Consider the following 23,571-nt stretch of genomic DNA (forward strand, 5'->3'; position numbering starts at 1 on the left):
CGCCTGAATTATTTTTAGATGCTGTAAAAGCGGCTGCAAAACTAAAAACTGAAAAAAAACTGAAAAAACTGAAAAGATTAAAAACGAGCAAAACTAAAAAATAATCGTGGAGGAAATAGCCAATGATCGTCGGAATCCCTAAAGAGATTAAAAATCATGAATACCGTGTTGGTTTAACACCAGGTAATGTTGCTGAATTTGTCCATCATGGGCATACAGTGCTTGTTGAACATCACGCAGGGGAAGCGATTGGTTTTACCAATGAAGATTATGTTGAAGCAGGTGCAAAAATTATTCAAACACCCGCAGAGATTTTTTCTAAAGCGGATATGATTATTAAAGTCAAAGAGCCACAACCAAATGAGTGCAAGATGTTGCGCCAAGGGCAGTTGTTATTTACTTATTTGCATTTAGCGCCAGATCCATTGCAAACTCAGCTACTTTTAGAGTCTAAGTGTACAGCGATTGCTTATGAGATGGTAACAGATAGAAATGGGCGTTTGCCATTATTGACACCGATGAGTGAGGTGGCTGGTCGCTTATCAGTGCAAGCTGGTGCGCATTGCTTAGAGAAAGCGCAAGGCGGTAGCGGATTACTACTTGGTGGTGTGCCAGGTGTCCCTGCAGCAAATGTTGTTGTTATTGGCGGTGGTGTTGTTGGTTTAAATGCAATTCGTATGGCGATTGGTATGGAGGCGCATGTCACGGTACTTGATAAGTCTTTAGATCGTTTGCGTGAACTAGATGATTATTTTGGACCAAAATTAAACTGTATCTATGCAACCAAAGATAACTTGCAAAAGTATGTACAGGAAGCTGATTTGGTTATCGGTGCGGTGCTCGTGCCAGGGGCTGCGGCACCTAAACTTGTGACTAAAGAGATGATTAAGTCGATGAAAAAAGGCTCAGTTGTTGTTGATGTCGCGATTGATCAAGGTGGCTGCTTTGAAACTTCTAAGCCAACGACACATCAAGATCCAACGTATGTTGTTGATGGTGTGGTGCATTATTGTGTCGCGAATATGCCTGGCGCTGTAGCGAGAACGTCAACTGTGGCATTAAATAATGCTACATTAACCTTCGCTTTAGAGTTGGCAAATAAAGGCTATCAAAAAGCGGTTACTGATAATATTCATCTTGAGAATGGACTAAGTGTACATAACGGTATGCTTACTTCACTGCCGGTGGCTGAGGCGCTTAATATCGCATATGTTGCACCAAAAGAAGCGCTAGCTAAGGGTGCTCACGCAGTTACGGCATAAGCCTGTTATCTCAATGGTATGAGCGGCAATCTGAAAGCCGCATTTTTGCGCTAATTCTTCTAAAGTTTTATCAAGTAACTCATGATGGAGCTCAGTTTTCTGACCGCAAGTAGTGCAAATCAAAAGTTGACACATTTTTTTCTCAGGATGGCAGCATAAACTATAGCGATTACTGGTATGCAGTTTATGGATGAGTGCCGATTGTTGCAGGAAGTCCAAGACACGATAAATCGACATAATGTTATAGTGTTTACTCGCTTTTTCTTCTGTCGCCGTTTTTTCAATTGTCTGTGCTTTGTTTATGAGATCAAGTAGCTCATAGGCGCTAATTGGTGATGATTGATCAATGAAAAGAGTAAGCACTTCTTTGCGTAAGCGCGTAAGCTTAATATTATGCTTTAGGCAGAAACTTTCGATTGTAGCTAAAGAATTTTTGCTTGAGCTCATGATTATCTCACCATTAACTGTTTAATAAGACCAATGGCATAAACTGCGCAAATAATCATGGTAATACAGAAGCTTGCCGGTAAGTTGGCATAAAACGCAAGACAAAGGGCACCCCAAACACTGCCAAGGGAGATCATAATGCTCAGCAGCATGCCCTGATAAAAACCATCACTCCATTGAAATGCACAAGCAGCAGGACCAATCAGTAATGCAAAGACTAATAGCACCCCAACAATTTGGCATGCCATAGTCACGGTTAGTGCAAGAATGATAAAGAAGATAACAGAGAGCAGTTTATTAGGGATGTTTTTAGCACGCGCCAGAAGCGGATCAATCGAGGTGAAAAAGAGTGCTCTTGAGATAAAGAGTAATATGGCAATGATAATAAGCGCCATGATGATCAGTGTGATGATTTGCTCCATTGACACCGTTAAGATGTTGCCAAACAAGATCGACATAATCGAGCCTGAGTAACCGGTTTGATAGAGATACAGGAAGTAAGCACCAAGACCTAAGAAGAAGGTGAGTACAATACCAACGGCAAGATCATTCTTTTTGATCTTATCACCCATAGCACCCATGATGCTTGCGGCAATAATGTTAGCAATCAGTTGCCCGTTCATCGCTGAGATGCCGATTAATACAGCGCCTGCAGCCCCTGTGAGGCTGATGTGCCCCAAACCATGCGCAGCAAAGGCGGCTTTGCGTAGTACAACAAAGAAGCTCACAATACCGCAGATGATGGCAATTAAGGTGCCAGCGATAAAAGCGTTTTGCATAAAGCTATAAGATAACACTGCGATCCTCCTTTAAGCATGGCAGTTTTTGGCAAAGGTGCACGTGTTGATTTTTGAAGTGAATAAAGTTATCCAGTTCATGCGCAATCTCATGCATATCATGTGAGATGATCAAAAGGGTGATGTTTTGTTTGGCATGAATGGTTTTAAGTGCCTGGATAAAGTCTTGTTTGGCTTGAGGGTCAAGATCTGACAAAGGCTCATCAAGTAGTAATATTTTGGGATTATTAATTAAGGCTTGCGCAAGGTAAATGCGTTTTTTCTGCCCACCTGAAAGGGTTTCAAAGGGTTTCTTCGCATAATGTAGCGCCCCAACAAGTTCTAAAATATCATGTGCTTTTTGCTCAATCCCTTTACCAAAAGCAGGTAATCCAAGTCTATTGGCATTAAAACTAGACTTGATCAACGTTAAAGCTGAGATGTTGGGGTTCAGATTAAGCTCACGCTCTTGCGGGATATAGCTAATCAATTGATTGTTTTTGCCTACTGCCTGCGAGAAAAGTGTCAGATTGCCAGAAATAGGTGATTCAAAACCTAAAATAGTTTTAAGAAAAGTGGATTTGCCTGTGCCATTTTCACCAACGATACCTAACCATTGATTTTGATAAATCGTTAGATTGAAAGGCTTGCATAAAGGTGCTTGTGCTGAGTGACCAATGACAAGATCATTGCATTGGATGATGATTGTGTCACGCATATTATTGCTGAAGGTTTGTCAAAGGGTTGTCTTCTTTAACTGTTTCTTTGGTCTCTTTGACCTCTTTGGCGCTTGCCTTTGCTGTGTCGCTACTTACTTGAGGCGTTGCTTTCACAGTAGATGGTTTACTGCTGTTGTGTTCTGTGGCAGTTGCTTGCTCCAGTGCTTTCTGTGTATCACTAAGATTGGCTTTAAGCCAAGTGATCACATTATCATTTTGCGGCATGGTTTCACTAACGCCAACGTAAGGGATATTATTATCTTTGGCGAGATTTAGAATGTTTTCAGTGACATTGTCATGTACTTGCTGGTTATAAAAAAGTACTTTAACGGTGCGCTTTTTAAATAGGTTTTGATAGTCAGCGAGCATTTTTGGTGAAGCTTCAGCATCGTTCATTACCGTCCATTGGAATTTTTGTCCAAGCATGGTTAGTCCTAATGCATCTGCCATATAGCCAAACACAGGCTCTGTGGCAGTTACCTTGGTGCCGGCAAAGCGTGATTTGATGTCATTGATTTGGCTGTAAACAGTTTGATAGCGCTTATCAAAGGTTTGATAGTTTAAGTCAAAGGTTTTCTTATGTTCAGGTTCGATTTGGCTGAAGACTTCAGTAAGCTTTTTAGCAAGTGCTGGGAAGGTGGCTGGGTTATACCATAGGTGTGGGTTGTCACCACTTTTGGCATTCATTAAAGTTGCCACATCAATAATAGCCACTTTGTTATTGCTTGATTGTGCGTTTAATAACTGTTTCATCCATGGATCATAATCGGCACCATTATAAATAATGACTTGCGCATCATTTATAGCGACAGCTGTACTGGCAGAGGTGGTAAATAAATGCGGATCGGCATCAGGATTGTTGATGATGCTGTTGGTTTTTACATAGTCACCGCCAATTAAGCTTGCGACATTGGCATAGAAGTTTTCAGCAGCCACGACTTTGATATCAGCGTGTGAGCTGCTGATAAGTGTAAGAAATCCTGTCGCAATTAATATGATTTGTTTGCTATTTCTGTAGAGGGTAGACATACAATAGTTCCTTAAGATGATCAGTGTGTCAGTATTAATGTTATCCTGCAAAACGATATAATATATCATTTTTTATTTTTGGCAATGCTTAAGTTTTTATCTGGCAGAGATCATTGATTTGTGCTAGAATCCGCCTCGCATTTTGTCAGTAATATCTGTTTGCAATCACTTTTGCTTTTAGTTTTGGCTTAATGCTTATGTAAAACAATAAGAAACCACACGTTGCTCGACACGCTTTTAGGGTGCCTTTTAAAAGGGTTTAAAAGTGGGAGTAATGGCGGAATAACCCATTAATTGGAGAAAAATATGTCTTTAATGAAAGAAATGTTACAAGCTGGTGTTCACTACGGTCACCAAAAGAGATTCTGGAACCCAAAAATGAGCGAATTCATTTTTGGTATTAATCACGGTATTCATATTATCAACTTAGAAAAGACAGTGCCTTTGTTTCAAGATGCTGTTAATTTCGTTGGTAAAGCAGCGTCTAAAAACGGCAAGATTTTATTCGTTGGTACTAAGCGTCAAGCACAAGAAGTGATTGCTGAAGAAGCATCACGTTGTGGTATGCCATATGTTAATCACCGTTGGTTAGGTGGTATGTTGACGAACTATAAAACAATTCGTCAATCAATCAAGCGTTTACGTGATCTTGAAAAAATGCAAGAAGATGGTACGTTTGAGCGTATGACAAAGAAAGAAGCGTTACAAAATTCGCGTGAAATCGAGAAGCTAGAAAAAGCACTAGGCGGCATCAAAGAAATGGGTGGTTTGCCAGATGTTTTAGTCATTATCGACAGTAAAGAAGAGCATATTGCGATTGAAGAAGCTAAGCGCTTGGGCATTCCTGTTGTTGCGGTTGTTGATAGTAACTCAAGTCCTGATGATATTGATTATGTTATCCCTGGTAATGATGATGCAGTTAAAGCAATTCGTTTTTACTTAAGCAAATTTGCTGATACGATTATTGATGCAAAACAGGCGTCACATATCGCAGAAGAAAAAACAGCAGACGTTTCTGAAGAAGAAGCTTAATTAACTGAAGTTACGCACTTTAGAAAAAGCTATGATTTTATAAACACCCCGTCAGCCTGCGGCTGCCACCCCTCTTGCAAAGAGGGGAATTGGGCAACGGTGATTTTAATTCCCCTCTTTGCAAGAGGGGTGCCGAGCCTGCGAGGCGGGGTGTTGAAGTAGTAAAAGGTCGTAACTCAGCAATTAATAAGTTTATATTTTAAAAGTATTAACAAGAAGGAATCTAATCAATGGCGACTATTAGCGCACAATTAGTAAAAGAGCTTCGTGAGCGCACAGGCGCGGGCATGATGGAGTGTAAAAAAGCATTAACTCAAACTGATGGTGATATCGAAAAAGCAGTTGAAGAGATGCGCAAATCAGGTGCGGCAAAAGCAGACAAGAAAGCATCTCGTGTTGCTGCTGAAGGCGTTATCGTAATGTCACAATCTGCAAACAAAGCGGTAATCGTTGAGATTAACTCTGAGACTGACTTCGTTGCACGTGATGAGAACTTTAAGAAGTTTGCTGACGCAGTGGTTACTGCAGTTGCTAACTCAAATGCAAAAACACTTGAAGAAGTACTTGCTTTGACTTTAGCAAGTGGCGAGAGCATCGAAGAAGCACGTAAGAACTTGATCGCTAAAATCGGTGAAAATATCAATGTTCGTCGTATTGATGCGCTTGAAGGCGAAACGGTTGGCGTTTACAGCCATGGTGGTCGCATTGGTGTGATCGTTGCAATGAACGGTGGCAATGAAGACTTAGCAAAAGATATTGCTATGCACATCGCGGCATCAAACCCAATCGTTGTATCACAAGATCAAGTACCAGAAGATATCGTTGCGAAAGAAAAAGAGATCTTTATCGCTCAAGCGCGTGAAAGTGGCAAGCCTGATGAGATCATTGAAAAGATGATCACAGGGCGCATTCGCAAGTTCTTGGATGAGCAAAGCTTAGTTGGTCAGCCGTTTGTTAAAAACCCTGATCAAAAAGTTTCAGATCTATTGAAAGCAAACAACGCAACAGTAACTGGCTTTATTCGTTTTGGTGTTGGTGAAGGCATCGAAAAAGAAGAGACTGACTTCGCAGCTGAAGTGATGAGCCAAGTTCAAGGAGCATAATTAATATGTCACACCTGACACTTAAGCGTGTTTTAATCAAATTAAGCGGCGAGTCGCTATCAACGGATGGCTTCGGTATCCAAGTATCAGCGGTTCAAGGCATTGTAAATGATATAAAAGAAGCGCTAAGTTCAGGTGTGCAGTTGGCTATAGTCATCGGCGGAGGCAATATCCTAAGAGGTGGGCGTGCTAATTTTCAAAATCAAATTGAAAGAAGTACCGCTGATACCATGGGTATGCTTGCGACGATGATTAACGCATTGGCGTTATCAGACATATTAACGTACGCAGGTATTGACAATGAAGTGTTATCCTCGCGCGGCATTGATGGCGTGCTAGAGTGCACCAATCCAAAACGTGCAAAACGCTATTTAAATGAAGGCAAAGTGGTGATTTTTGCTGGTGGCACAGGCAATCCCTTTGTGACAACCGATACCACCGCAACGCTTCGTGCCATTGAAATTGATGCCGATGCCATTTTGAAAGTGACGACTGTTGATGGTGTTTATGATAAAGATCCAAATAAACATGATGATGCGGTTAAATTTGACAGTTTGAGTTTTAATGAAACGCTCAAACGTGAATTGGCAGTAATGGATTTAGGTTCGTTTGTACAGGCACGTGATTTTAATGTCCCTATTTGTGTATTTAATGTAAATAATTCAGGTGCCCTATTACGTGTGCTTCAAGGCAAAAGAGAAGGCACTTGGGTTAGAGACTAGGAGAAACTCATTATGATTAAAGAGATTTTAGCGGATGCTAAAGACCGTATGGAAAAAAGTTTAGAGAGTCTACGTCATGATTTGGCAAAGATAAGAACAGGACGTGCTCACCCTGACTTATTGGCGCATGTAACGATTGATTACTATGGCATTGAAACACCGATTGCACAAGCCGCTAATATTACGGTTTTGGATGCGCGCACATTAGGTATTACGCCGTGGGAAAAAGGCTTGGCTTCAAAAATTGAAAAAGCAATTTTAATGTCTGATCTAGGGCTTAATCCAGCAAATATGGGGGATAGCTTACGTATTCCAATGCCAGCATTAAATGAAGAGCGTCGTAAAGAGATGGTTAAATTAGTGCGTTCAGAGGCGGAAAAAGGGCGCGTAGCGATTCGTAATATTCGTCGTGATGCGAACTCTGATATCAAAGATTTGTTAAAAGACAAAGAAATCTCTGAAGATGAAGCAAAAAAGGGCGAAGAAAATATTCAAAAATTGACCAATGACATGATTGCAAAGGCAGATGTCATCGTTCAAGAAAAAGAACAAGACTTAATGGAAATTTAGTGCTATATGCCAAATGAAAACATGCCCAAGCATGTTGCAATTATCATGGATGGTAATGGGCGTTGGGCAAAAAAGAGACTTTTCCCACGTACAGCAGGACACAAAGCCGCAGTCAAAAGTGTGCGTGCTGCAATTGAATTTGCCGTTGAGAAAAAGATTCAAATACTAACACTTTTTGCTTTTGGGCGTGAGAACTGGTTGCGTCCACAAGAAGAAGTTGACACGCTGATGACGCTATTTTCAGAGGTGCTTGTGAATGAAGTAGCGATGATGCAGGATAATAATGTGCGATTACATGTTGTCGGTGATCGTAGTCGCTTATCTGATGAGGTCGTTAACAATATCAGCAATGCTGAAAAAGAAACAGCACACTGTAGCGGACTGCAATTGAATGTTGCGATTGATTATAGTGGTCAATGGGAAGTATTAACTGCCGCTAAAAAGCTATTACAACAACTACAAAGTGGCGTATTGCAGGCTGATGAGATTGATCAAATCAGCGAAGAAGATTTTAATGCATGTTTGATTAAAGAAATTCAAACGCCAGTTGATTTATTGATTCGTACCAGTGGTGAACAGCGGATTAGCAATTTTATGATTTGGCAGTTGTCATATGCTGAGTTATACTTTTGCGACAAGTACTGGCCTGATTTTTCAAAAAAAGATTTTAAGTTGGCGCTAGATGAATATCAAAAGCGCACAAGACGCTTTGGCAAAACGGATGAGCAAATGAAGGGGAAAGTGTGAAGGAAAGAATTATTACTGGAATTATTTTAGGTCTTATCGTGCTATGGGCGATTTTTCGCTTAAGTGATACGATTTTTGATACCGCAGTGGCAATTATCTTATTGTTTGCTGCATGGGAGTGGGCTGCTTTTGCTAATGCAAAAACATTGCCTAAACGCATCCTATATTTGGTCATCACATTGGTTTTAATTTATCTATCACAATATGTTAAGCTGTCGATATTGATACTATCCTGTCTTTTCTGGATTTTCGCACTTTATTTGATACTGCGTTACTCTAATGTGCGTTTTAATGCGCTATCGAATAGCTCGCGTTACTTGATGGGTTTTTTTGTGATTGTACCACTATGGGTATCGGTTTCACTTTTACATCAACAAAAACCCTCATTTCTATTGTTAATGATGTTGGTGGTAACACTTGCCGATAGTGGTGCCTATTTTGTAGGGCGCCAATATGGCAAGAAGAAACTGGCGCCGGTGATTAGCCCTAAGAAAACGATAGAGGGTTTAGTGGGCGGTGTTATCTTTGGTGGCCTCGCGGGTGTTGTTTGTGCACTTATTATCAGTCATAGTCGCTATGAGCAAACCATTTTGATTATTCTGTCTTTTGTGATTGTATTGATTGCACTCTTGGGTGATCTTTTTGAAAGCATGATCAAACGCGAATGCGGTGTTAAAGACAGTGGCAATATTCTACCAGGGCATGGTGGTGTTTTAGATCGTATGGATAGTTTGTTTTCAAGCCTGCCAGTGTTTGTGTTAGTTTTGTTAGCATTTGGACTGTTGAGCTTGCATTAAAGACCCATATTTTTTATCGAGAAATTAATAACTGTAATTGTTCAAGATAGTTTGACTCATCAGGTGGCATATGATTTTTTTGCGCACTCCAGATCGATTCTGCTAGATGATCCATCATCATGTGCTGCACCTTATGCTCATCACGCTGTTGCTGGCAAAGCTGTTGGTAAATCTGATGGATACCATTAGGGCGATTAGTAACAACTTGCTCAATTAATCCCATATGCAGCCCCATATGCAGAAAGGGGTTGGTTTCACCGATTTCTGGTGGGAAGTCTTTGTCTAGATTATCCAGATTTGACAGATAATGATGATACTCAGGATGATGCTCTATAATCCGTGTGATTTGCGTTTCAAGGTCAGTTAATGGCTGCTTGATTAAATACTTATGCCAACTGTCAAAGTATAGTTTTCTAAGTTCTAAACGATCGGAGCTAAAAATCATAAATAGGCTTCTTTTTGTTTAAATTCACATAAATCATAAATGGGGCATGTGCCGCATTTTGGCTTTTTCGCAGTGCAGATATAGCGACCATGTAAAATAAGCCAATGGTGGGCGTCTTTTAAAAACTGTTTGGGAATGACTTTAAGTAAATGCATCTCCACTTCATCGACATTTTTGCCAGGGGCTAAATTGATGCGATTGGCAATGCGAAAAATATGCGTATCAACTGCCATGGTTAGCTCACCAAAAGCCGTGTTTAACACAACATTTGCGGTTTTTCGTCCAACACCTGGTAATGCTTCCAACGATTTGCGATCACGTGGCACAAGGCTGTTATGTTTTTCAATCAACAGCTGACAGGTCTTTATAACGTTTTTAGCTTTTGTTTTATATAGACCAATCGATTGAATATATTCCATAAGGCGTGCTTCACCCAGTGCCAGTATAGCTTCAGGAGTATTCGCAACGGGATAAAGCTTATCAGTGGCTTTGTTAACACTAACATCCGTGGCTTGTGCTGATAAGATCACAGCAATCAGAAGCTCAAAGTCTGAGCTGTAATTTAGCTCAGTTGTCGGATTAGGATTATTATGCTGCCAAATCTCAAAAATTTTTTGACGCTTTGCTTTATTCATGAGTGTCAATTAATCCATTTTTTTCTTAGCTTTAAAGTTTGCTAAGGCTTGCTCAATATAAGCTTTCTTATCAATGTTCATATTGCTTAAACGAATATTTTGTTGATGTTTTTTGGTTTCATTTTCTTTTTGCTGTTTAAGACGTATCGCACGTTTATTATGCTTATTGCGATAGTGTGCTTTTTGTGCTTCATATTGGACATCAGTTAATGCGTGAGATTGTGCCTCTAAAGGGAGTTCATGCATTTCGATACAATCCATAGGGCACGGTTCAACACATAAGTCACATCCGGTGCATTCTTCATTGATCACCGTATGCATCAATTTTTTAGCCCCCATAATGGCATCGACAGGACAAGCTAAAATGCATTTAGTGCAGCCAATACACAGATCTTCATTGATCCATGCGACTTTCTTTGGCGCATGCGTGCCACAGCTTTGATCAAGGCTTAATTTTTCTCTTTGTAATAATTTTGCCAATGCATCCGCACCTTGTTGCCCCCCCGGTGGACAGCGATTGTGCTTCTCACCATTGGTAATGGCTTTGGCGTAATCATAGCAATCTTGATAACCGCATTTAGTGCATTGGGTTTGTGGTAAAAGCGCATCGATGGCGTCAATGGATACAATCATTGGAGTATTAAATTATTTCATTCATCTGATAAGTTGGGCATTGTAGCACAAATCATGATTTTTGTAACAAGCACGCAGAAACTGCACCTTGCTTAGTTTGTTTGAGCATAGTGAAATGTGACAGTGATGGCGGTGGGTTGTTGGTTGCATATTCAGCATAAATAACGCAATCATTATCGATATTGACATTGTGAAGGATGCTAGAGAGTGACTGCTCCAATAGATCACTACTAAACGGCGGGTCAAGAAAAATAACATCATAGTTATCGCAAGTTTTAAGATGAGTTAAAACATCTCTTTGATAGATAGTGGCATTTTCTATGTTGAGTTTGTTTTTATTACTGTTTAAATGCTTTATCGCCTGAGCGTCAAGCTCAAAGAAATCACAAGATTTTGCCAAGCGTGATAGGACTTCAAAACCTAGCGTGCCACTGCCTGCGAAAGCGTCAAGACAGTCTGTGTCAACAACATAAGGCATAAGCCAATTAAATAGTGTCTCACGTAAGCGATCTGAAGTTGGGCGCAGAGTAGAGTTATTTGCGCCACTAAATTCAATTTGGCGTGATTTGTACTTGCCAGCAATAATGCGTACTTTGCTTAATGGTGCTTTACTAGTGTGTGTTTTAGAAAGAGGGCACATTGTTTTATTCTCGCATTTTCCAAAATAAGAAGCCCAAAATAATCAAAAAGATAATGCTTGGAATAGCTGCACCCCAGAATCCTGAGAGGTTATAAACAAGACTAAAGGGGCCAAAGGTTTGGTTAATTATATAGAAGCTAAAGCCAAAGAGCATGCCGATGATAAATTTATAGCCCAAGGCTGATGAGCGCATCGATCCTAAAGAGAAGGGCACTGCAATCAACATTAAAATAATCAGTGAGAGCGGTTGAAAGAAAGTCTGCCAAAATTTAAGCCAAATGCGATTGGCACTTTGCTGACCTTCTTTATTGACTTTGATATAGTCAATCAGCTCGCTTAAATTAAGATAATCAGTATTGGAGGTAATGATCTTAAGTAAAAAGGGTGGTAATAGGTTGTTCCAGTATTGTTGTTTATCATGGTAAACAATGCTGCTATCTTTGCCAATTTGCGTGCTTGAGACATCATTAACTTGCCATTGCTTATTAGTAAATAATGCATTATCGGCATGATCAATTGCTGTGAGCTGATTGTTGTCGATGGTATATTTAGTGACGTCTTTAAGCTTGCCATTAGCATCGTTTTTGCCAACATGGATAAAGGCGTTGCCTTCACGAATCCATAAGGTTTGCGTATCATACAATACCAATGCTTCATTGCCACCGGTGGCAAGTGTTTTGTTAATCGTTGCCTTTTTTTGGAAATACGGTGCAATATAGGCGCCAGTTAAAAATGTTAAAAACGCTAAACCAAAAGCTGCCAAAAGTACGCCTTTAGCAATTTGTGTGATCGATTGACCTGAAGCGCGCATGACGATCAATTCACTATTATTGGCTAGAAGCCCCAAGCCCATGAGTCCTCCCAATAAAGCGCACACCGGCATGATTAGGTAAATATTGGCAGGCACCTCATAGAGAACGTACAAAAAGGCAGCTAATGCGGTGAAGTTGCCTTTGCCAATGTCACCGGCTTGTGCAATATAAGTAAATAAAAAGAAAATGGCAGTTAATGCCAAAATCATAATAAAAGACGTATATAAAACGGTTGAGGCGACATATAAAGTTAAGCGTTTCATGCGTTGACCTCTTTGGTTTTCTCTTCAAAGATACGTCCGTTGTATTGTTTGAGTATCAAAAGCATAATGCCGGCAAAGACAATATGTACCCACCAAAGTCCAAGCCAACTTGGAATGTTGCCATCATTAAGCCATGATTTGGATAAAGATAAGAGGTTAAAATAAAGAATAAATACAATAAGGGCTGGAATGATTTTACTATAGCGACTTTGGCGTGGGCGCATTTTACACATCGCTAATGCGATGAGCGAAGATACGAGTATTGCCAAAGGAAAGCTTAAGCGCCATTGCAGCTCAGCCTGATAGCGTGGTTCATTGCTATTTATTAGCTCTGAAGTGGGGACAGATTCGATCGAGTTGTTGTAGCCTACGCTAACCTTGGTTGGAATAAATTGTGTCGCTTCAGTGAAATGACCTTTCTGCACCTCGGCAACACCTGGTTTTGCATCATAGAAATAGCCATTTTTAAGTACTAGATATTGATTGCCATCAGGTCTTGTTTCGGCATATCCCGTAGGGGCTGTGATAATCGTGCTGCCATTGTTGGGTTTTTGCTGATAAATGAAAATATCATGCAAAGTGCCATCAGGATCGGTTGACTTGGTATAAACGACTTGTTTGCCATCACTAAAGGGTGTGATTTTTCCTGGCTGAATAAAGCTTAAAAGCGAGCTTTTAGTCGTTGTCTTTTGTACCAGAAAATAGTTTTGATCCATTTTTGGTAAAACCAATAACGTTAAAATAAGCTCTATTGCAAAGAGACTTAATGCGGGAATCATGATGAATTTCAATAAGCGAAACCAGCTAGTACCACAGGCAAATGTAACAGTGAGCTCATTGTTTGCAAACATCTTGCCGTAAACAATCAAAATGGCAAAGAAAAAGGCGATTGGTAGTAAATAGGCGATATATTTGGGTAACATAACTGAAATCATTTTAAAAACAGCATCAGCTTCGATATTTCCGCCAGAGACGATCGATAGGTAACGCACAAACATGTTGCTGATGACAATCAACAGTAGGATAAGAATAATCGCCATCGTCATATTCACAAGCTCGCGATTAAGATAACGTAATAAAATCAAAATTTATCCTCTACAAACCATTATGTAACCAAATAAAAATCTAAGTTAATTAACTCGATACTAAAAACTTAGTGTATTTTACACGAATGTGTCAGAAAATCAGTGTTTTTGTCGGTTATTTTAAAGAAGTTGCATATGTTATGGGAGGATGCCCGACGATTTAACTTTAGCTGTAAATGCTGGAATGTAATCCAATGTTTTTATTAAAAATTTTGACTATACTCTAGTTTTTTTGTTTATTTATGTATATATTGCTGAGTTAAGTCGTGTTTTGTTGTATTTTTTATAGAGTTTGATCCAATGATTGATTTTTTGTGGCAGACACATCACCGCTTGGTTGGTAATGTGCAAACTAAATATAAACGCTTTATTTATCCTCAGTTAGATAGTGCTAGCCGACTTGTTGGAATCATTGGTGCGCGAGGTGTCGGTAAAACCACGTTGCTGTTGCAACATATACGTTTAAATGAGTCGTTGCATAAAAACTCGTTTTATTTTTCTGCTGATAATCTTTACTTTAATGAAAATACTTTACTGTCTGTCATTGATCAAAGTTATCATCAAGCTAATATTCGACATTTTTATATTGATGAGATACATAAATATCCTAACTGGAACCAAGAACTTAAAAATATACATGATTCTTATCCAGATATTAAAGTATTTTTTTCAGGGAGTTCAAGCATAGATCTTGTAACGGGCAGTTACGACTTGTCACGTCGAGCCCATTTATTATCTTTACCAGGACTATCATTTCGTGAATATTTAAATTTTATTCAGGAGCTTGATTATCCTGCGATCAATTTTGATGATTTAGTGAATAATCATCAAGAGATTGCAAGAAAGTTATCTTCTATTCCATTGCTACTTGAGCGTTTTAGACAGTATTTACTTTATGGATATTATCCTACTGTATTTGAGCTTGGTCAGGCAATATTGTATGACACCTTGCAAACGGTGGTAGAAAAAACGATTTATGAAGATATTGCCTTTCACTTCAATTTAAAGACGAGTTCTTTACTTCACTTTAAGCGAATGTTAAATTTTTTGGCAAGTTCTCCGCCTGCTAAAGTAAAAAGCAACACCTTTGCAACACGATTAGGCATCGACAATAAGACAGTTGATAATTATTTACAAATATTAGAGAAAGCTCACTTGATTAAAAAGCTTTATGCCAGTGGCTCAGGTTCACAGGTCTTATCCAAGCCAGATAAGCTTTATCTGGATAATACAACCTTGTTGGCAATGATTAACACATTATTATCAACTGATTTGGATATAGGTGTGTTACGTGAATTAGCTTTCTTGCAGTTTGTTCAAGGAGCAAAACTTCACGCATATTACCCTAAAGTTGGTGACTTTCAGGTTAAGGAGTTTACCTTTGAAATTGGCGGGAGAAACAAGACCGGCAGCCAATTAACTATGCTTAAAAATAATAAATACTTAGTCAAAGACGATCTAAGTGTGGGGTATGCTAATAGTATTCCATTATATTTATTTGGTTTTTTATATTAACCTGAACTTTCCCAAGTTTTGTTAAGCGGCAAGCCCAATAATCATTTGAATCCATGAATTTCTATGATTTTTTAGCTCAGATTCACCATTTTGACAAACCCTGAGTTTATTCTGACGCTTTATCAACAACTTTCGTGCCGCAGAAAAGGTGTATTGCGGCTTAGTGCCATTATGTGTTAGCTCATTGACTGCATCACTTGGAAGATGCATGACAGCGATCCAAATAATCGTAATGGCAAGCATGCACATATTCAAGTGGTTTATCACCGAATGCTCCAATCTTACTTGGGCTTTTTGGCTGCCGATGTCATGTTTGAGCTCTTTGAAACCAGACTCGATCTTCCACCGTGCGCTATAGTACTCCAATATCTGCGTTACGCTTAAGCTTAAGTCTGTTGTTGCTAAAGCAACGAAGTGATTTTTGTAATAGGCAAAGACAACTTTTATCGGGCATTTAAAAGCTTTAGACATGAAGTTTTTCTCGTAGACAAGCATGTCACGCTTTTTACCATAAACAAAGCTTGTGACTTTTTGGGCTTTAGCTTTATATTCATTTGCCAAATCCCTAACAGAACCTGCTTTGGCACCATATTTTGCAGGACGCCCACATGTTTTACCTTCGATAACCTCAGGAAAACCGTATAAAACACTGTTTTTGCGTAACATGGTGAGGATATGGACTCGATTACCTAGTTGATCTTTTAACGGGTTGTACAATTTACCATTACCAAACCATGAATCAGTCACAATAAGAATGGGGGATTTTGTCCAGGTGCTAAGCTTAAGAATCATTTGGCAGGCCAGTGTAATTTTACTGTTAAAACACTCAGCCGCTGCTTTGTTGCTAGAGTGATAAAATCGCGTCAACAATGGCAAAAATGCCCAACGGGTATGAATGAACTTTAAGAGCCCCAGTTGAACAAAGCACTGTGACCAAGGGTATTTACTTTGATTGTGCTTGGCTGCATGATCAAAGAAATGCTCACAACCAAATATTTCCTTACCGCTTTTAGGCGTGGTAGAGTCATCTAAGGCTATGATAAGGCGTCCATCAGTCAATGGTAATGGAATCAGTTTGAATATAGCTTTCCAAATCACATCCCAGTTAAAGCATTTACTTGCCATAAAGCGATAAAAGCGTGTTCTGCTAAGTGAGTAACCTATTATCTGAACGAGTTTACGATAAATTTGACTACTGATACCAGAACCGATAGGTATAATCATTGCTAAAATCACTGCACTAAAAAGCCGTCCTTTTTGAGTGCTTCTTTTAAAAAGTGCTTGCAAGTGATTAAGTAAAGGTTGTAAGGTATCCATCGATGAGTTGCTCCTGTTTTTTAGCAACCCTAAGATATAGGGATAAACTTTGGTCTGCAGCTCATCCATAGCAAATTCTTACAAAATTCGGGAAAGTTCAGATATTAACTTCTGATTGGCGTTATTTTGTTAATTTGTTAGATTAGCGGCATTAAAAGATAAAGTGATATCAATAAGGCAAAAATGATTTTAATAACTGGCGGTACTGGATTTATCGGCTCGCATACGGTGGTTGAGTTTTTAACAGCAGGCTTAGATGTTGTTATTTTGGATAATCTTTATAACAGCAGTGAGGATATCATTAAACGCATTGCAAAAATCACCGCTAAAAAGCCCGTATTTATTAAAGGTGATATACGTGATGAGGTCATATTGCATCAAATTTTTAGTCAATACGATATCAAGATGGTGATCCATTTTGCAGCATTAAAAGCCGTAGGTGAGAGTGTTTTTAAACCACTGGAGTATTATGATAATAATGTTGCAGGGACGCTAAATTTATTAAAAATCATGCAGCAACATAATGTCAAAAGCTTTGTGTTTAGCTCATCAGCTACGGTTTATGGTAATCCACAAGAAATCCCGATTACTGAAAAATGTCCGATTGGCACACCAACCAATCCTTATGGTGTCTCTAAAGTGATGGTTGAGAAAATACTGCAGGATTTGGCATTCGCTGATAATGAGTGGTCGATTGCGTTGCTAAGATACTTCAATCCAGTCGGTGCGCATAAAAGTGGGTTAATTGGTGAATTACCAAATGGTGTGCCAAATAATTTATTACCTTATCTCACACAGGTGGTTAGTGGCAAGTTGGCAAAGTTATCTGTTTTTGGTAATGATTATAATACGTCCGATGGCACAGGGGTCCGTGATTATATCCATGTGGTGGATTTGGCGTTAGGACATCTAAAAGCATATGAATATATTAAGAATCAAAAAGGTTGTCATATTTGGAACTTAGGTACGGGTAATGGTTATTCGGTACTTGAAGTCATTGATGCCTTTGAAAAAGCTACAGGAGAGAAAGTGCCCTTTGAGATAAAGCCACGACGCGCCGGTGATATTGATGAGTGTTGGGCAGATTGCTCAAAAGCAAAAAAAGAGCTTAATTGGCAAGCGATACGCGACATTAACGAAATGATGATCGATAGCTGGCGCTGGCAGAGTAGTCAATAAAATTTGACAAGTAAGAAAGTAAGATAAATAAAAAGTAAAGCTAGTTAAGCTTAAGCAAATAAGTGTAGAATTGCTTGAGTTTATATATTATTTAAAATACAGAGGAAAATATGGCATTAACATCACAACAGCGTCAACAGCTAAAGGCGCAAGCACATAGTTTAAATCCAGTGGTTATGCTTGGAGATAAAGGATTAACGGAGAATGTGTTAACTGAAATTGATTTAGCATTAACGGCACATGAGCTTATTAAAGTTAAAATCGCGGGTGCTGAAAAAGAAGTGCGTCAAGCAACGACTGAGGAAATTTGTCAGAAGACCAAATGTGAGTTGGTGCAATTAATTGGCAATATCTCGATATTATATCGCAAGAAGCCAAAGAAAAAAGGGGCATAACATGGGGTTTTTCCCGGTGACACGTCCAAGAAGATTGCGCCGCACTGAAGTATTGCGAGAGCATATTGCTGAGACGCGTCTGCATATGAGTGATTTGATGTATCCGGTATTTGTCGTCCATGGTGAGAACATCAAGCGCGAAATTACGGCAATGCCAAATCAGTATCACTGGTCACTTGATCTGCTGCCTGAGTTGATTGATGAGATAAAAAAAGCCGGTGTTTTATCGATTATGCTGTTTGGTATTCCGGCGAGTAAAGATAAATATGCCTCAGAAAATTATGCCGATGATGGCATCGTGCAGCAAGCGATTGCTAAGATCAAAGGGCTTCATCCACAATTGATCATTGCCACAGATGTTTGTTTGTGCGCATACACTGAAGATGGGCATTGCGGTATCGTGCATAATGATGAGATTAATAATGATCAGACCTTAGAGATATTGCAAAAAACAGCGGTTTCACATGCTAAAGCCGGGGCTGATATCGTGGCACCCAGTGGCATGATGGATGGCATGATTCAAGCGATGCGTTATGCTTTGGATCAAGAAGATTACGCCGAAGTTGCGATTATGTCTTATGCGGTGAAATATGCTTCAAGCTTTTATGGCCCTTTTAGAAGTGCGTGTGACTCAACGCCAAAGGGTGACAGAAAGTCTTATCAAATGGATTATCGCAATAAAAAAGAAGCACTTAAAGAAGCGCAAATGGATGAAGATGAGGGTGCTGATTTTTTAATGATAAAGCCTGCTTTAAGCTACTTGGATATTATTCAAGATGTTAAAGATAATAGCACGTTACCGATCGCGGCATATCATGTCAGTGGTGAGTATGCGATGATTAAAGCGGCAGCTGAGAAAGGCTGGATTGATGAAAAAGGCGTTACCCTTGAATCCTTAACAGCGATAAAGCGCGCTGGTGCCAAAATCATTCTTAGCTATAGTGCACTTGATGTTGCTAAGTGGTTATGAAGTAGTCGCAGCATCTAAAAACACCTACTGTACCCTGAGCAAAGTTGAAGCGCTGCACTAAGCATCAGTCGAAGTGGGTATCTCTAAAATCACATATTACTGAAAACTCCCCAAAAATTTAAAAGCGTGTACAATACGCCCGAAGCAATGATATGAGAAGAGGAATCACAAGGATGGCGCACACTACTTTTGGTGACCACATGAGCAAATTATTAAACAAAATGACATCAAAGGTGTCTTTTAAAAAATGTGAAGACGATACTGGAAAAGGTTTTAGAGCATGGCAGTTTAAACCTTTACTCAATCAGTAGCAGCCAAAAGGAGTACGAAAAATTGAGACGGACAATTACAGGTGACAATAAGCTAAATGACTTTGATCCCGAGCAAATTAGTGAAGTACTATGCGCTGAAACAGCCAAGAAATACGAGTCTTCGGATAATGTTATTTTGATTCATGATCCCAGCGAGATACGCAAAAAATATACCAAGCAAGCAGAGCATATAGGAAAAGTAAAAGATCTGAGTAAGAAAACCATCAATGGCTATAGTAGCTTCAATACAATTGCCGTTAATTTAGATAATAAACAGATTGATTTATTGGGTCATGAGCTATACAGCAACAAGCAGCCAGAGTTTTTATCAAAAGAAACGATTGAACAGTTAAGTGCCGGTGAGGATATCGTGATTTCACAGGCGTCTAAAGAAGCCTATGATGACGATAGTTATTTGACCTCAAAGCGCATAGCATTAAAGCATATTAAATCCTGCTCTAACGCCTTGAAAGAAAAGAATTCAGCATTAAATATTACGCATGTATTAGATCGTGAGTTTGATGATAGTGAGTACTTTGATTTTATACAGGAACTGAAAGATGAGTTTGTCATACGATTGAAGAAAAACAGGACAGTTTCAGGCTTAAGCGGTGATAAGGAGCAAAAAGGGAAATTGATAGATCACGCCTTTGAACATTCATATACTTTCTGTATTCAAAAGCTATACATCAGTGGACGCTGTTTTCAGGATTGCGTGATCAAGGCTAAATGGCAGAAGATTGGGCAGTATCATGTTGTTTTAATGACGCTGCTTGATCGCAAGGGCAAAGAAGCTTTTGACGAACCGATGCTTTTAATCACAAATAAGGAGCTTATGAATCAATATGACGTTTACAACGTTTATGATTGCTATTTAAAGCGCTCTCGTATTGAGGGTGTGTTTAAATTTATCAAAGGTGAGTTAGGCTGGGAAGAGTTTAGGATAAAAGACTTTGAAGGGATTAAAGCCATTACTGCTATTGGTTTCTTTGTTGCATCTTATTTATATGAGATTGGTCAAGGTGAAGTTTATGATGACTTTGTTGTATTGATTGCACAGCTTGGCGGCTCTAAATCAGGTGAAGTAACAAGGCATTACATCTTGGAAGGAATGAAAACATATCTTGCAAAACTACGCGTAGATCAGTTTATTGAGGAGCATCAGATAAGCCAAGCAGACTTAAAAGCCATATTGAATTTTATTGGGCGAGGAGAAATTTAAAAAATGAGGAGTTTTCAGCATATTAACAAAAGCTTAAATAGGTGCGTATTTCTGTAAACTTAAGCGCAGGTAGCACCATCACCAAATAGTTGATTTTTTATAATGAATTCTGCCGAATAATCTCTATATAATGAAACCTCATGCTAATTTTTGAAGGTGAGTTATTGATGGAATATATCGTACATAAATTTGGTGGTAGTAGTCTTGCAGACGTGGTGAAAATTGAGCGTGTAGTTAATATTATTGGCACGACACCGCAATCAGTGGTTGTTTCTGCAAGTGGTAAAACCACGAGTTTACTAAAAAAATCCATTGAACTTGCCTTAGAGAATAAAGATAGCAGTAAAGTGATTGCACAACTTACTGAACATCACCTATCTTTGATTAGCGCATTATGCCCTGAAGATAAAGCGCTTAAGAGTGCCTTTGAGAGTGATGTTACACATTTAAAGCAAATGCTCACGACAATTGCCTTAAGCGGTATTTGTGGTGATGCTTTGGAGTACTTTATTTTAGGGTTTGGTGAGCTGTGGTCGGCACAAATTTTAACAGGCGCTTTGCAACATAAAGGCATTAACACTGAGTTTATTGATGCATCGGAAGTGTTATTTATCGATGATAACCATAAACCTGTTAGTGTTGATTGGCAAAGAAGTCAGCAAGCTATTGATCAGAAGTTTAATGATCGCAAACATAAAATTTATATCATTACGGGGTTTATTGCCCAAAACCAAGAAGGTGTGCGTAGTATTTTAGGCATGAATTGTAGCGATTACTCCTCAGCTATTTTTGCTAAGCTTTTGCAAGCCAGTAAATTAGTGATCTGGACGGATGTTGCTGGTGTTTATAGTGCGAACCCACAAGTAGTTAAAACTGCGCGTCAATTGAAACAGCTATCCTATAAAGAAGCGTTAGAGCTCGCCTATTTTGGCGCTTCAGTGGTTCATCCATTAACAATTAATCCGATGATGGAAATGGGGATTCCGATTGAGATAAAAAGTAGTTATGAGCCGCAAAAAGAAGGAACAGAAATTATTCGCGCATTGGATAAGACCAACCTTGAACAATACCTTATTAAAGGCTTAACGAGTATTTCCAATGTTGCCTTGATGCGTGTACAGGGTGCGGGCATTATTGGCGTCTCGGGAATGGCAGCCAAAGTTTTTAGTGTGCTTGAGCAATCGCAAGTGTCAGTGATGATGATCTCGCAATCAAGCTCGGAGTATTCGATCTGTTTTGCAATTGAAGCAAAGCTTGCCAAGCGCGCTACTAAAGCACTTGAGCGTCATTTCAAAGCGGAAATTGAACGCGGTGATATTGAGCATATTTATTGCGAGACGGGATATGCGATGATTACCGCGGTTGGTGATGGACTAAGAGCGCAACCTGGTGCTTTAGCGCGTGTCATTAAACCACTAGCTGATGCTAAGATTAATATTCATGCAATTACCCAAGGCTCATCCGAGCGCAGTATTACCGTTACCGTTAAAAAAGAAGATGAAGATCTAGCGCTTAATTTAATTCATCAACAAGCCAAAAATCCACCCGTACAAGAAATGGTGATTGCACTGATTGGTGTTGGCGGTATTGGTGCCGAGCTTGTCAATCAGCTAAAACAACAGCAACAAGTCTTACATAAGCAGAATATTAATTTGCGTTTGGTTGCAGTAATGAGTTCAACGAAGTTATTGTGTGGCGATGATCTTTTGTTAGAGAGTGAGCTGACCCACCAGTTAAAAGCAAGTGATTGTAAAGCGGATACAAATGCGTTAGCAAAATACTTACAATCTATTTCATGTGCACACAAGGTGCTTGTCGATGCAACGGCAAGCGTTGATATTGCTAAGACCTATGTTGATTTCTTAGCACAAGGTATTCATGTTGTGACACCTAATAAATACGCTAATACGCAGTCGATGGATTATTATCGCAAACTTCGCCAAGTAGCACATAATCATAATGTTACATTTAAATATGAAACCAATGTCTGCGCGGGATTACCACTGATTAGCACTATAGAAACGTTGCAAAAAACGGGTGATAAAATCCATAAGATCCAAGGGGTTTTTTCAGGGACGCTGAGTTTTATTTTTAATGAAGTCAATAAAGGTAAAAGCTTTGTTGAGAGTTTAATGCTCGCTTATGACAGGGGTTACACTGAACCAGATCCACGTGAAGATTTATCCGGTATGGATGTCGCACGTAAAGTGGTGTGTTTAGCACGTGAAATCGGTGTAAATCTTGAATTAAGTGATGTTAAGGTTCAAAATTTGACACCTGAAAATTTAAGGTCATGCTCAAAAGAGGCGTTTTTAAAGAAAATCAACTCTCATGATAAGGAGTTAACACAACAGCTTAAAGCCTTACAAGGTAAAGCTTCAGCACTGCATTTTGTGGGAGAGGTATCAGACAATGGTGAGGCGAAAGTATCTGTCGCAGCATTGGTGCAAAACAGCCCCTTTGTTAGCCTCGATGGCGCGGATAATATGGTACTTATTTATTCTAAGCGTTATGCACATTCACCAATGGTGATAAGAGGCGCAGGCGCTGGTGTCGAAGTGACTGCTGCAGGTGTTTTTGGTGATATATTGGCGATTTCTAATTAAGGTGAATTTTACAGAAATAATGCGAAATTTGCAGGAATAGTGTCTAGTGAAAGTATATAAAAATACCCCTCACCCGCACTGCAAATGCAGTGCGACCTCTCCCGCAAGGAGAGAGGTAAATGGTGGAAGGAAACTCTATGCGGTCGAAGACAGAGCACCACGGGTATGCCCATGGGTGAATGAGAATACAGAAATTAAATTGAGTATTTAATTTTTGTCGCTTCACAACGTGGAGTGTTAACCGCGTAACGAAGTTGTGCAGCGGCTTTGCTGCTCAAGTAGCACGGGCTCAGCCCGTGGGTATTTATTGAAAAACAACTTACCTTTTGCGTAAGTGAG

At 39.4% G+C, this 23,571-nt stretch carries 24 protein-coding genes; 13 read left to right on the forward strand and 11 right to left on the reverse strand.

What is annotated here, in order from left to right:
- The first annotated feature begins 122 nt into the window (after nucleotides 1-122).
- Nucleotides 123-1,262 carry an alanine dehydrogenase gene (ald, locus tag NYP54_RS11080; protein ID WP_151192687.1) on the forward strand — a complete coding sequence of 380 codons (1,140 nt, stop codon included), beginning with the start codon at nucleotides 123-125 and terminating at the stop codon, nucleotides 1,260-1,262.
- Here ald and NYP54_RS11085 read toward each other — a convergent pair.
- From NYP54_RS11085 to NYP54_RS11100, 4 genes are read right to left on the reverse strand one after another with little or no spacing between them, the layout of a single operon-like run.
- Complete coding sequence (locus tag NYP54_RS11085; protein WP_283156549.1) at nucleotides 1,230-1,709, reverse strand: Fur family transcriptional regulator; 480 nt, start codon at nucleotides 1,707-1,709, stop codon at nucleotides 1,230-1,232. The genes ald and NYP54_RS11085 overlap by 33 nt on opposite strands.
- A 2-nt stretch (nucleotides 1,710-1,711) precedes the next feature.
- Entirely contained in the window at nucleotides 1,712-2,488 is a 777-nt protein-coding gene (locus NYP54_RS11090) for a metal ABC transporter permease (protein ID WP_151192750.1), read from the reverse strand.
- A 4-nt stretch (nucleotides 2,489-2,492) separates the two neighbouring features.
- A complete protein-coding gene (locus NYP54_RS11095) occupies nucleotides 2,493-3,188 on the reverse strand; it encodes an ATP-binding cassette domain-containing protein (protein ID WP_349293388.1) in 696 nt (231 codons plus the stop codon).
- A 16-nt stretch (nucleotides 3,189-3,204) separates the two neighbouring features.
- On the reverse strand, nucleotides 3,205-4,233 hold the full coding sequence (locus tag NYP54_RS11100) for a zinc ABC transporter substrate-binding protein (protein WP_283156551.1): 1,029 nt from the start codon (nucleotides 4,231-4,233) through the stop codon (nucleotides 3,205-3,207).
- Between the two features lie 306 nt (nucleotides 4,234-4,539).
- Between NYP54_RS11100 and rpsB the strand changes: the two genes are divergently transcribed.
- The 6 genes from rpsB (at nucleotide 4,540) to NYP54_RS11130 (ending at nucleotide 9,204) form a co-directional block, all read left to right on the forward strand.
- Nucleotides 4,540-5,265 carry a 30S ribosomal protein S2 gene (rpsB, locus tag NYP54_RS11105; protein ID WP_283156552.1) on the forward strand — a complete coding sequence of 242 codons (726 nt, stop codon included), beginning with the start codon at nucleotides 4,540-4,542 and terminating at the stop codon, nucleotides 5,263-5,265.
- A 230-nt stretch (nucleotides 5,266-5,495) separates the two neighbouring features.
- The gene (gene tsf / locus NYP54_RS11110) at nucleotides 5,496-6,368 is read left to right on the forward strand and encodes a translation elongation factor Ts (protein ID WP_283156553.1); all 873 of its coding nucleotides are present in this window, start codon (nucleotides 5,496-5,498) and stop codon (nucleotides 6,366-6,368) included.
- A gap of 5 nt (nucleotides 6,369-6,373) precedes the next feature.
- Entirely contained in the window at nucleotides 6,374-7,090 is a 717-nt protein-coding gene (gene pyrH, locus NYP54_RS11115) for a UMP kinase (protein ID WP_283156554.1), read from the forward strand.
- 12 nt (nucleotides 7,091-7,102) lie between these two features.
- A complete protein-coding gene (frr, locus tag NYP54_RS11120; RefSeq protein WP_117001588.1) occupies nucleotides 7,103-7,660 on the forward strand; it encodes a ribosome recycling factor in 558 nt (185 codons plus the stop codon).
- Nucleotides 7,661-7,666: 6 nt separating this feature from the next.
- Entirely contained in the window at nucleotides 7,667-8,407 is a 741-nt protein-coding gene (uppS, locus tag NYP54_RS11125) for a polyprenyl diphosphate synthase (RefSeq protein ID WP_283156555.1), read from the forward strand.
- Entirely contained in the window at nucleotides 8,404-9,204 is an 801-nt protein-coding gene (locus NYP54_RS11130) for a phosphatidate cytidylyltransferase (protein ID WP_283156556.1), read from the forward strand. The genes uppS and NYP54_RS11130 overlap by 4 nt, the downstream gene beginning before the upstream one ends.
- Before the next feature lie 13 nt (nucleotides 9,205-9,217).
- On the opposite strand, the gene NYP54_RS11135 is transcribed toward NYP54_RS11130, so the two are convergent.
- Genes NYP54_RS11135 through lptF form a run of 6 tightly spaced genes read right to left on the reverse strand, consistent with a single transcriptional unit; the run spans nucleotide 9,218 to nucleotide 13,717 of the window.
- Nucleotides 9,218-9,649: a DUF1841 family protein gene (locus tag NYP54_RS11135; protein ID WP_283156557.1), complete on the reverse strand. Its 432-nt coding sequence runs from the start codon at nucleotides 9,647-9,649 to the stop codon at nucleotides 9,218-9,220.
- Nucleotides 9,646-10,284 (reverse strand): endonuclease III, encoded by a 639-nt coding sequence (nth, locus tag NYP54_RS11140; RefSeq protein ID WP_283156558.1) that lies wholly within the window; start codon nucleotides 10,282-10,284, stop codon nucleotides 9,646-9,648. Before nth ends, NYP54_RS11135 begins: the two co-directional genes overlap by 4 nt.
- Before the next feature lie 9 nt (nucleotides 10,285-10,293).
- Nucleotides 10,294-10,917 carry an RnfABCDGE type electron transport complex subunit B gene (locus tag NYP54_RS11145; RefSeq protein WP_283156559.1) on the reverse strand — a complete coding sequence of 208 codons (624 nt, stop codon included), beginning with the start codon at nucleotides 10,915-10,917 and terminating at the stop codon, nucleotides 10,294-10,296.
- Nucleotides 10,918-10,969: 52 nt separating this feature from the next.
- Nucleotides 10,970-11,557 carry a 16S rRNA (guanine(966)-N(2))-methyltransferase RsmD gene (gene rsmD, locus NYP54_RS11150; protein ID WP_283156560.1) on the reverse strand — a complete coding sequence of 196 codons (588 nt, stop codon included), beginning with the start codon at nucleotides 11,555-11,557 and terminating at the stop codon, nucleotides 10,970-10,972.
- Between the two features lie 4 nt (nucleotides 11,558-11,561).
- Complete coding sequence (lptG, locus tag NYP54_RS11155; protein ID WP_283156561.1) at nucleotides 11,562-12,632, reverse strand: LPS export ABC transporter permease LptG; 1,071 nt, start codon at nucleotides 12,630-12,632, stop codon at nucleotides 11,562-11,564.
- A complete protein-coding gene (gene lptF / locus NYP54_RS11160) occupies nucleotides 12,629-13,717 on the reverse strand; it encodes an LPS export ABC transporter permease LptF (RefSeq protein ID WP_283156562.1) in 1,089 nt (362 codons plus the stop codon). The genes lptG and lptF overlap by 4 nt, the downstream gene beginning before the upstream one ends.
- 300 nt (nucleotides 13,718-14,017) lie before the next feature.
- Here lptF and NYP54_RS11165 point away from each other — a divergent pair, with 300 nt between their 5' ends.
- Nucleotides 14,018-15,232 carry an AAA family ATPase gene (locus NYP54_RS11165; protein WP_283156563.1) on the forward strand — a complete coding sequence of 405 codons (1,215 nt, stop codon included), beginning with the start codon at nucleotides 14,018-14,020 and terminating at the stop codon, nucleotides 15,230-15,232.
- A gap of 21 nt (nucleotides 15,233-15,253) precedes the next feature.
- Here NYP54_RS11165 and NYP54_RS11170 read toward each other — a convergent pair whose 3' ends face one another.
- Complete coding sequence (locus tag NYP54_RS11170; RefSeq protein ID WP_283156153.1) at nucleotides 15,254-16,618, reverse strand: transposase; 1,365 nt, start codon at nucleotides 16,616-16,618, stop codon at nucleotides 15,254-15,256.
- Between the two features lie 114 nt (nucleotides 16,619-16,732).
- On the opposite strand from NYP54_RS11170, the gene galE reads away from it, so the two are divergent.
- From galE to thrA, 5 genes are all read left to right on the forward strand, one after another.
- Nucleotides 16,733-17,728, forward strand: coding sequence for a UDP-glucose 4-epimerase GalE (gene galE, locus NYP54_RS11175; protein WP_283156564.1), 996 nt, complete (start codon nucleotides 16,733-16,735; stop codon nucleotides 17,726-17,728).
- Between the two features lie 110 nt (nucleotides 17,729-17,838).
- Nucleotides 17,839-18,123: a ribosome assembly RNA-binding protein YhbY gene (gene yhbY / locus NYP54_RS11180; RefSeq protein WP_117001578.1), complete on the forward strand. Its 285-nt coding sequence runs from the start codon at nucleotides 17,839-17,841 to the stop codon at nucleotides 18,121-18,123.
- Nucleotide 18,124: 1 nt separating this feature from the next.
- The gene (hemB, locus tag NYP54_RS11185) at nucleotides 18,125-19,093 is read left to right on the forward strand and encodes a porphobilinogen synthase (RefSeq protein ID WP_283156565.1); all 969 of its coding nucleotides are present in this window, start codon (nucleotides 18,125-18,127) and stop codon (nucleotides 19,091-19,093) included.
- A 249-nt stretch (nucleotides 19,094-19,342) separates the two neighbouring features.
- The gene (locus NYP54_RS11190) at nucleotides 19,343-20,626 is read left to right on the forward strand and encodes a transposase (RefSeq protein ID WP_283155944.1); all 1,284 of its coding nucleotides are present in this window, start codon (nucleotides 19,343-19,345) and stop codon (nucleotides 20,624-20,626) included.
- A gap of 140 nt (nucleotides 20,627-20,766) precedes the next feature.
- Complete coding sequence (gene thrA, locus NYP54_RS11195; RefSeq protein WP_283156566.1) at nucleotides 20,767-23,232, forward strand: bifunctional aspartate kinase/homoserine dehydrogenase I; 2,466 nt, start codon at nucleotides 20,767-20,769, stop codon at nucleotides 23,230-23,232.
- The last annotated feature ends 339 nt before the right edge of the window (nucleotides 23,233-23,571 follow it).

Origin of the sequence: Cysteiniphilum sp. QT6929 (assembly GCF_030035755.1) — a bacterium.
GTDB lineage: Bacteria > Pseudomonadota > Gammaproteobacteria > Francisellales > Francisellaceae > Caedibacter > Caedibacter litoralis.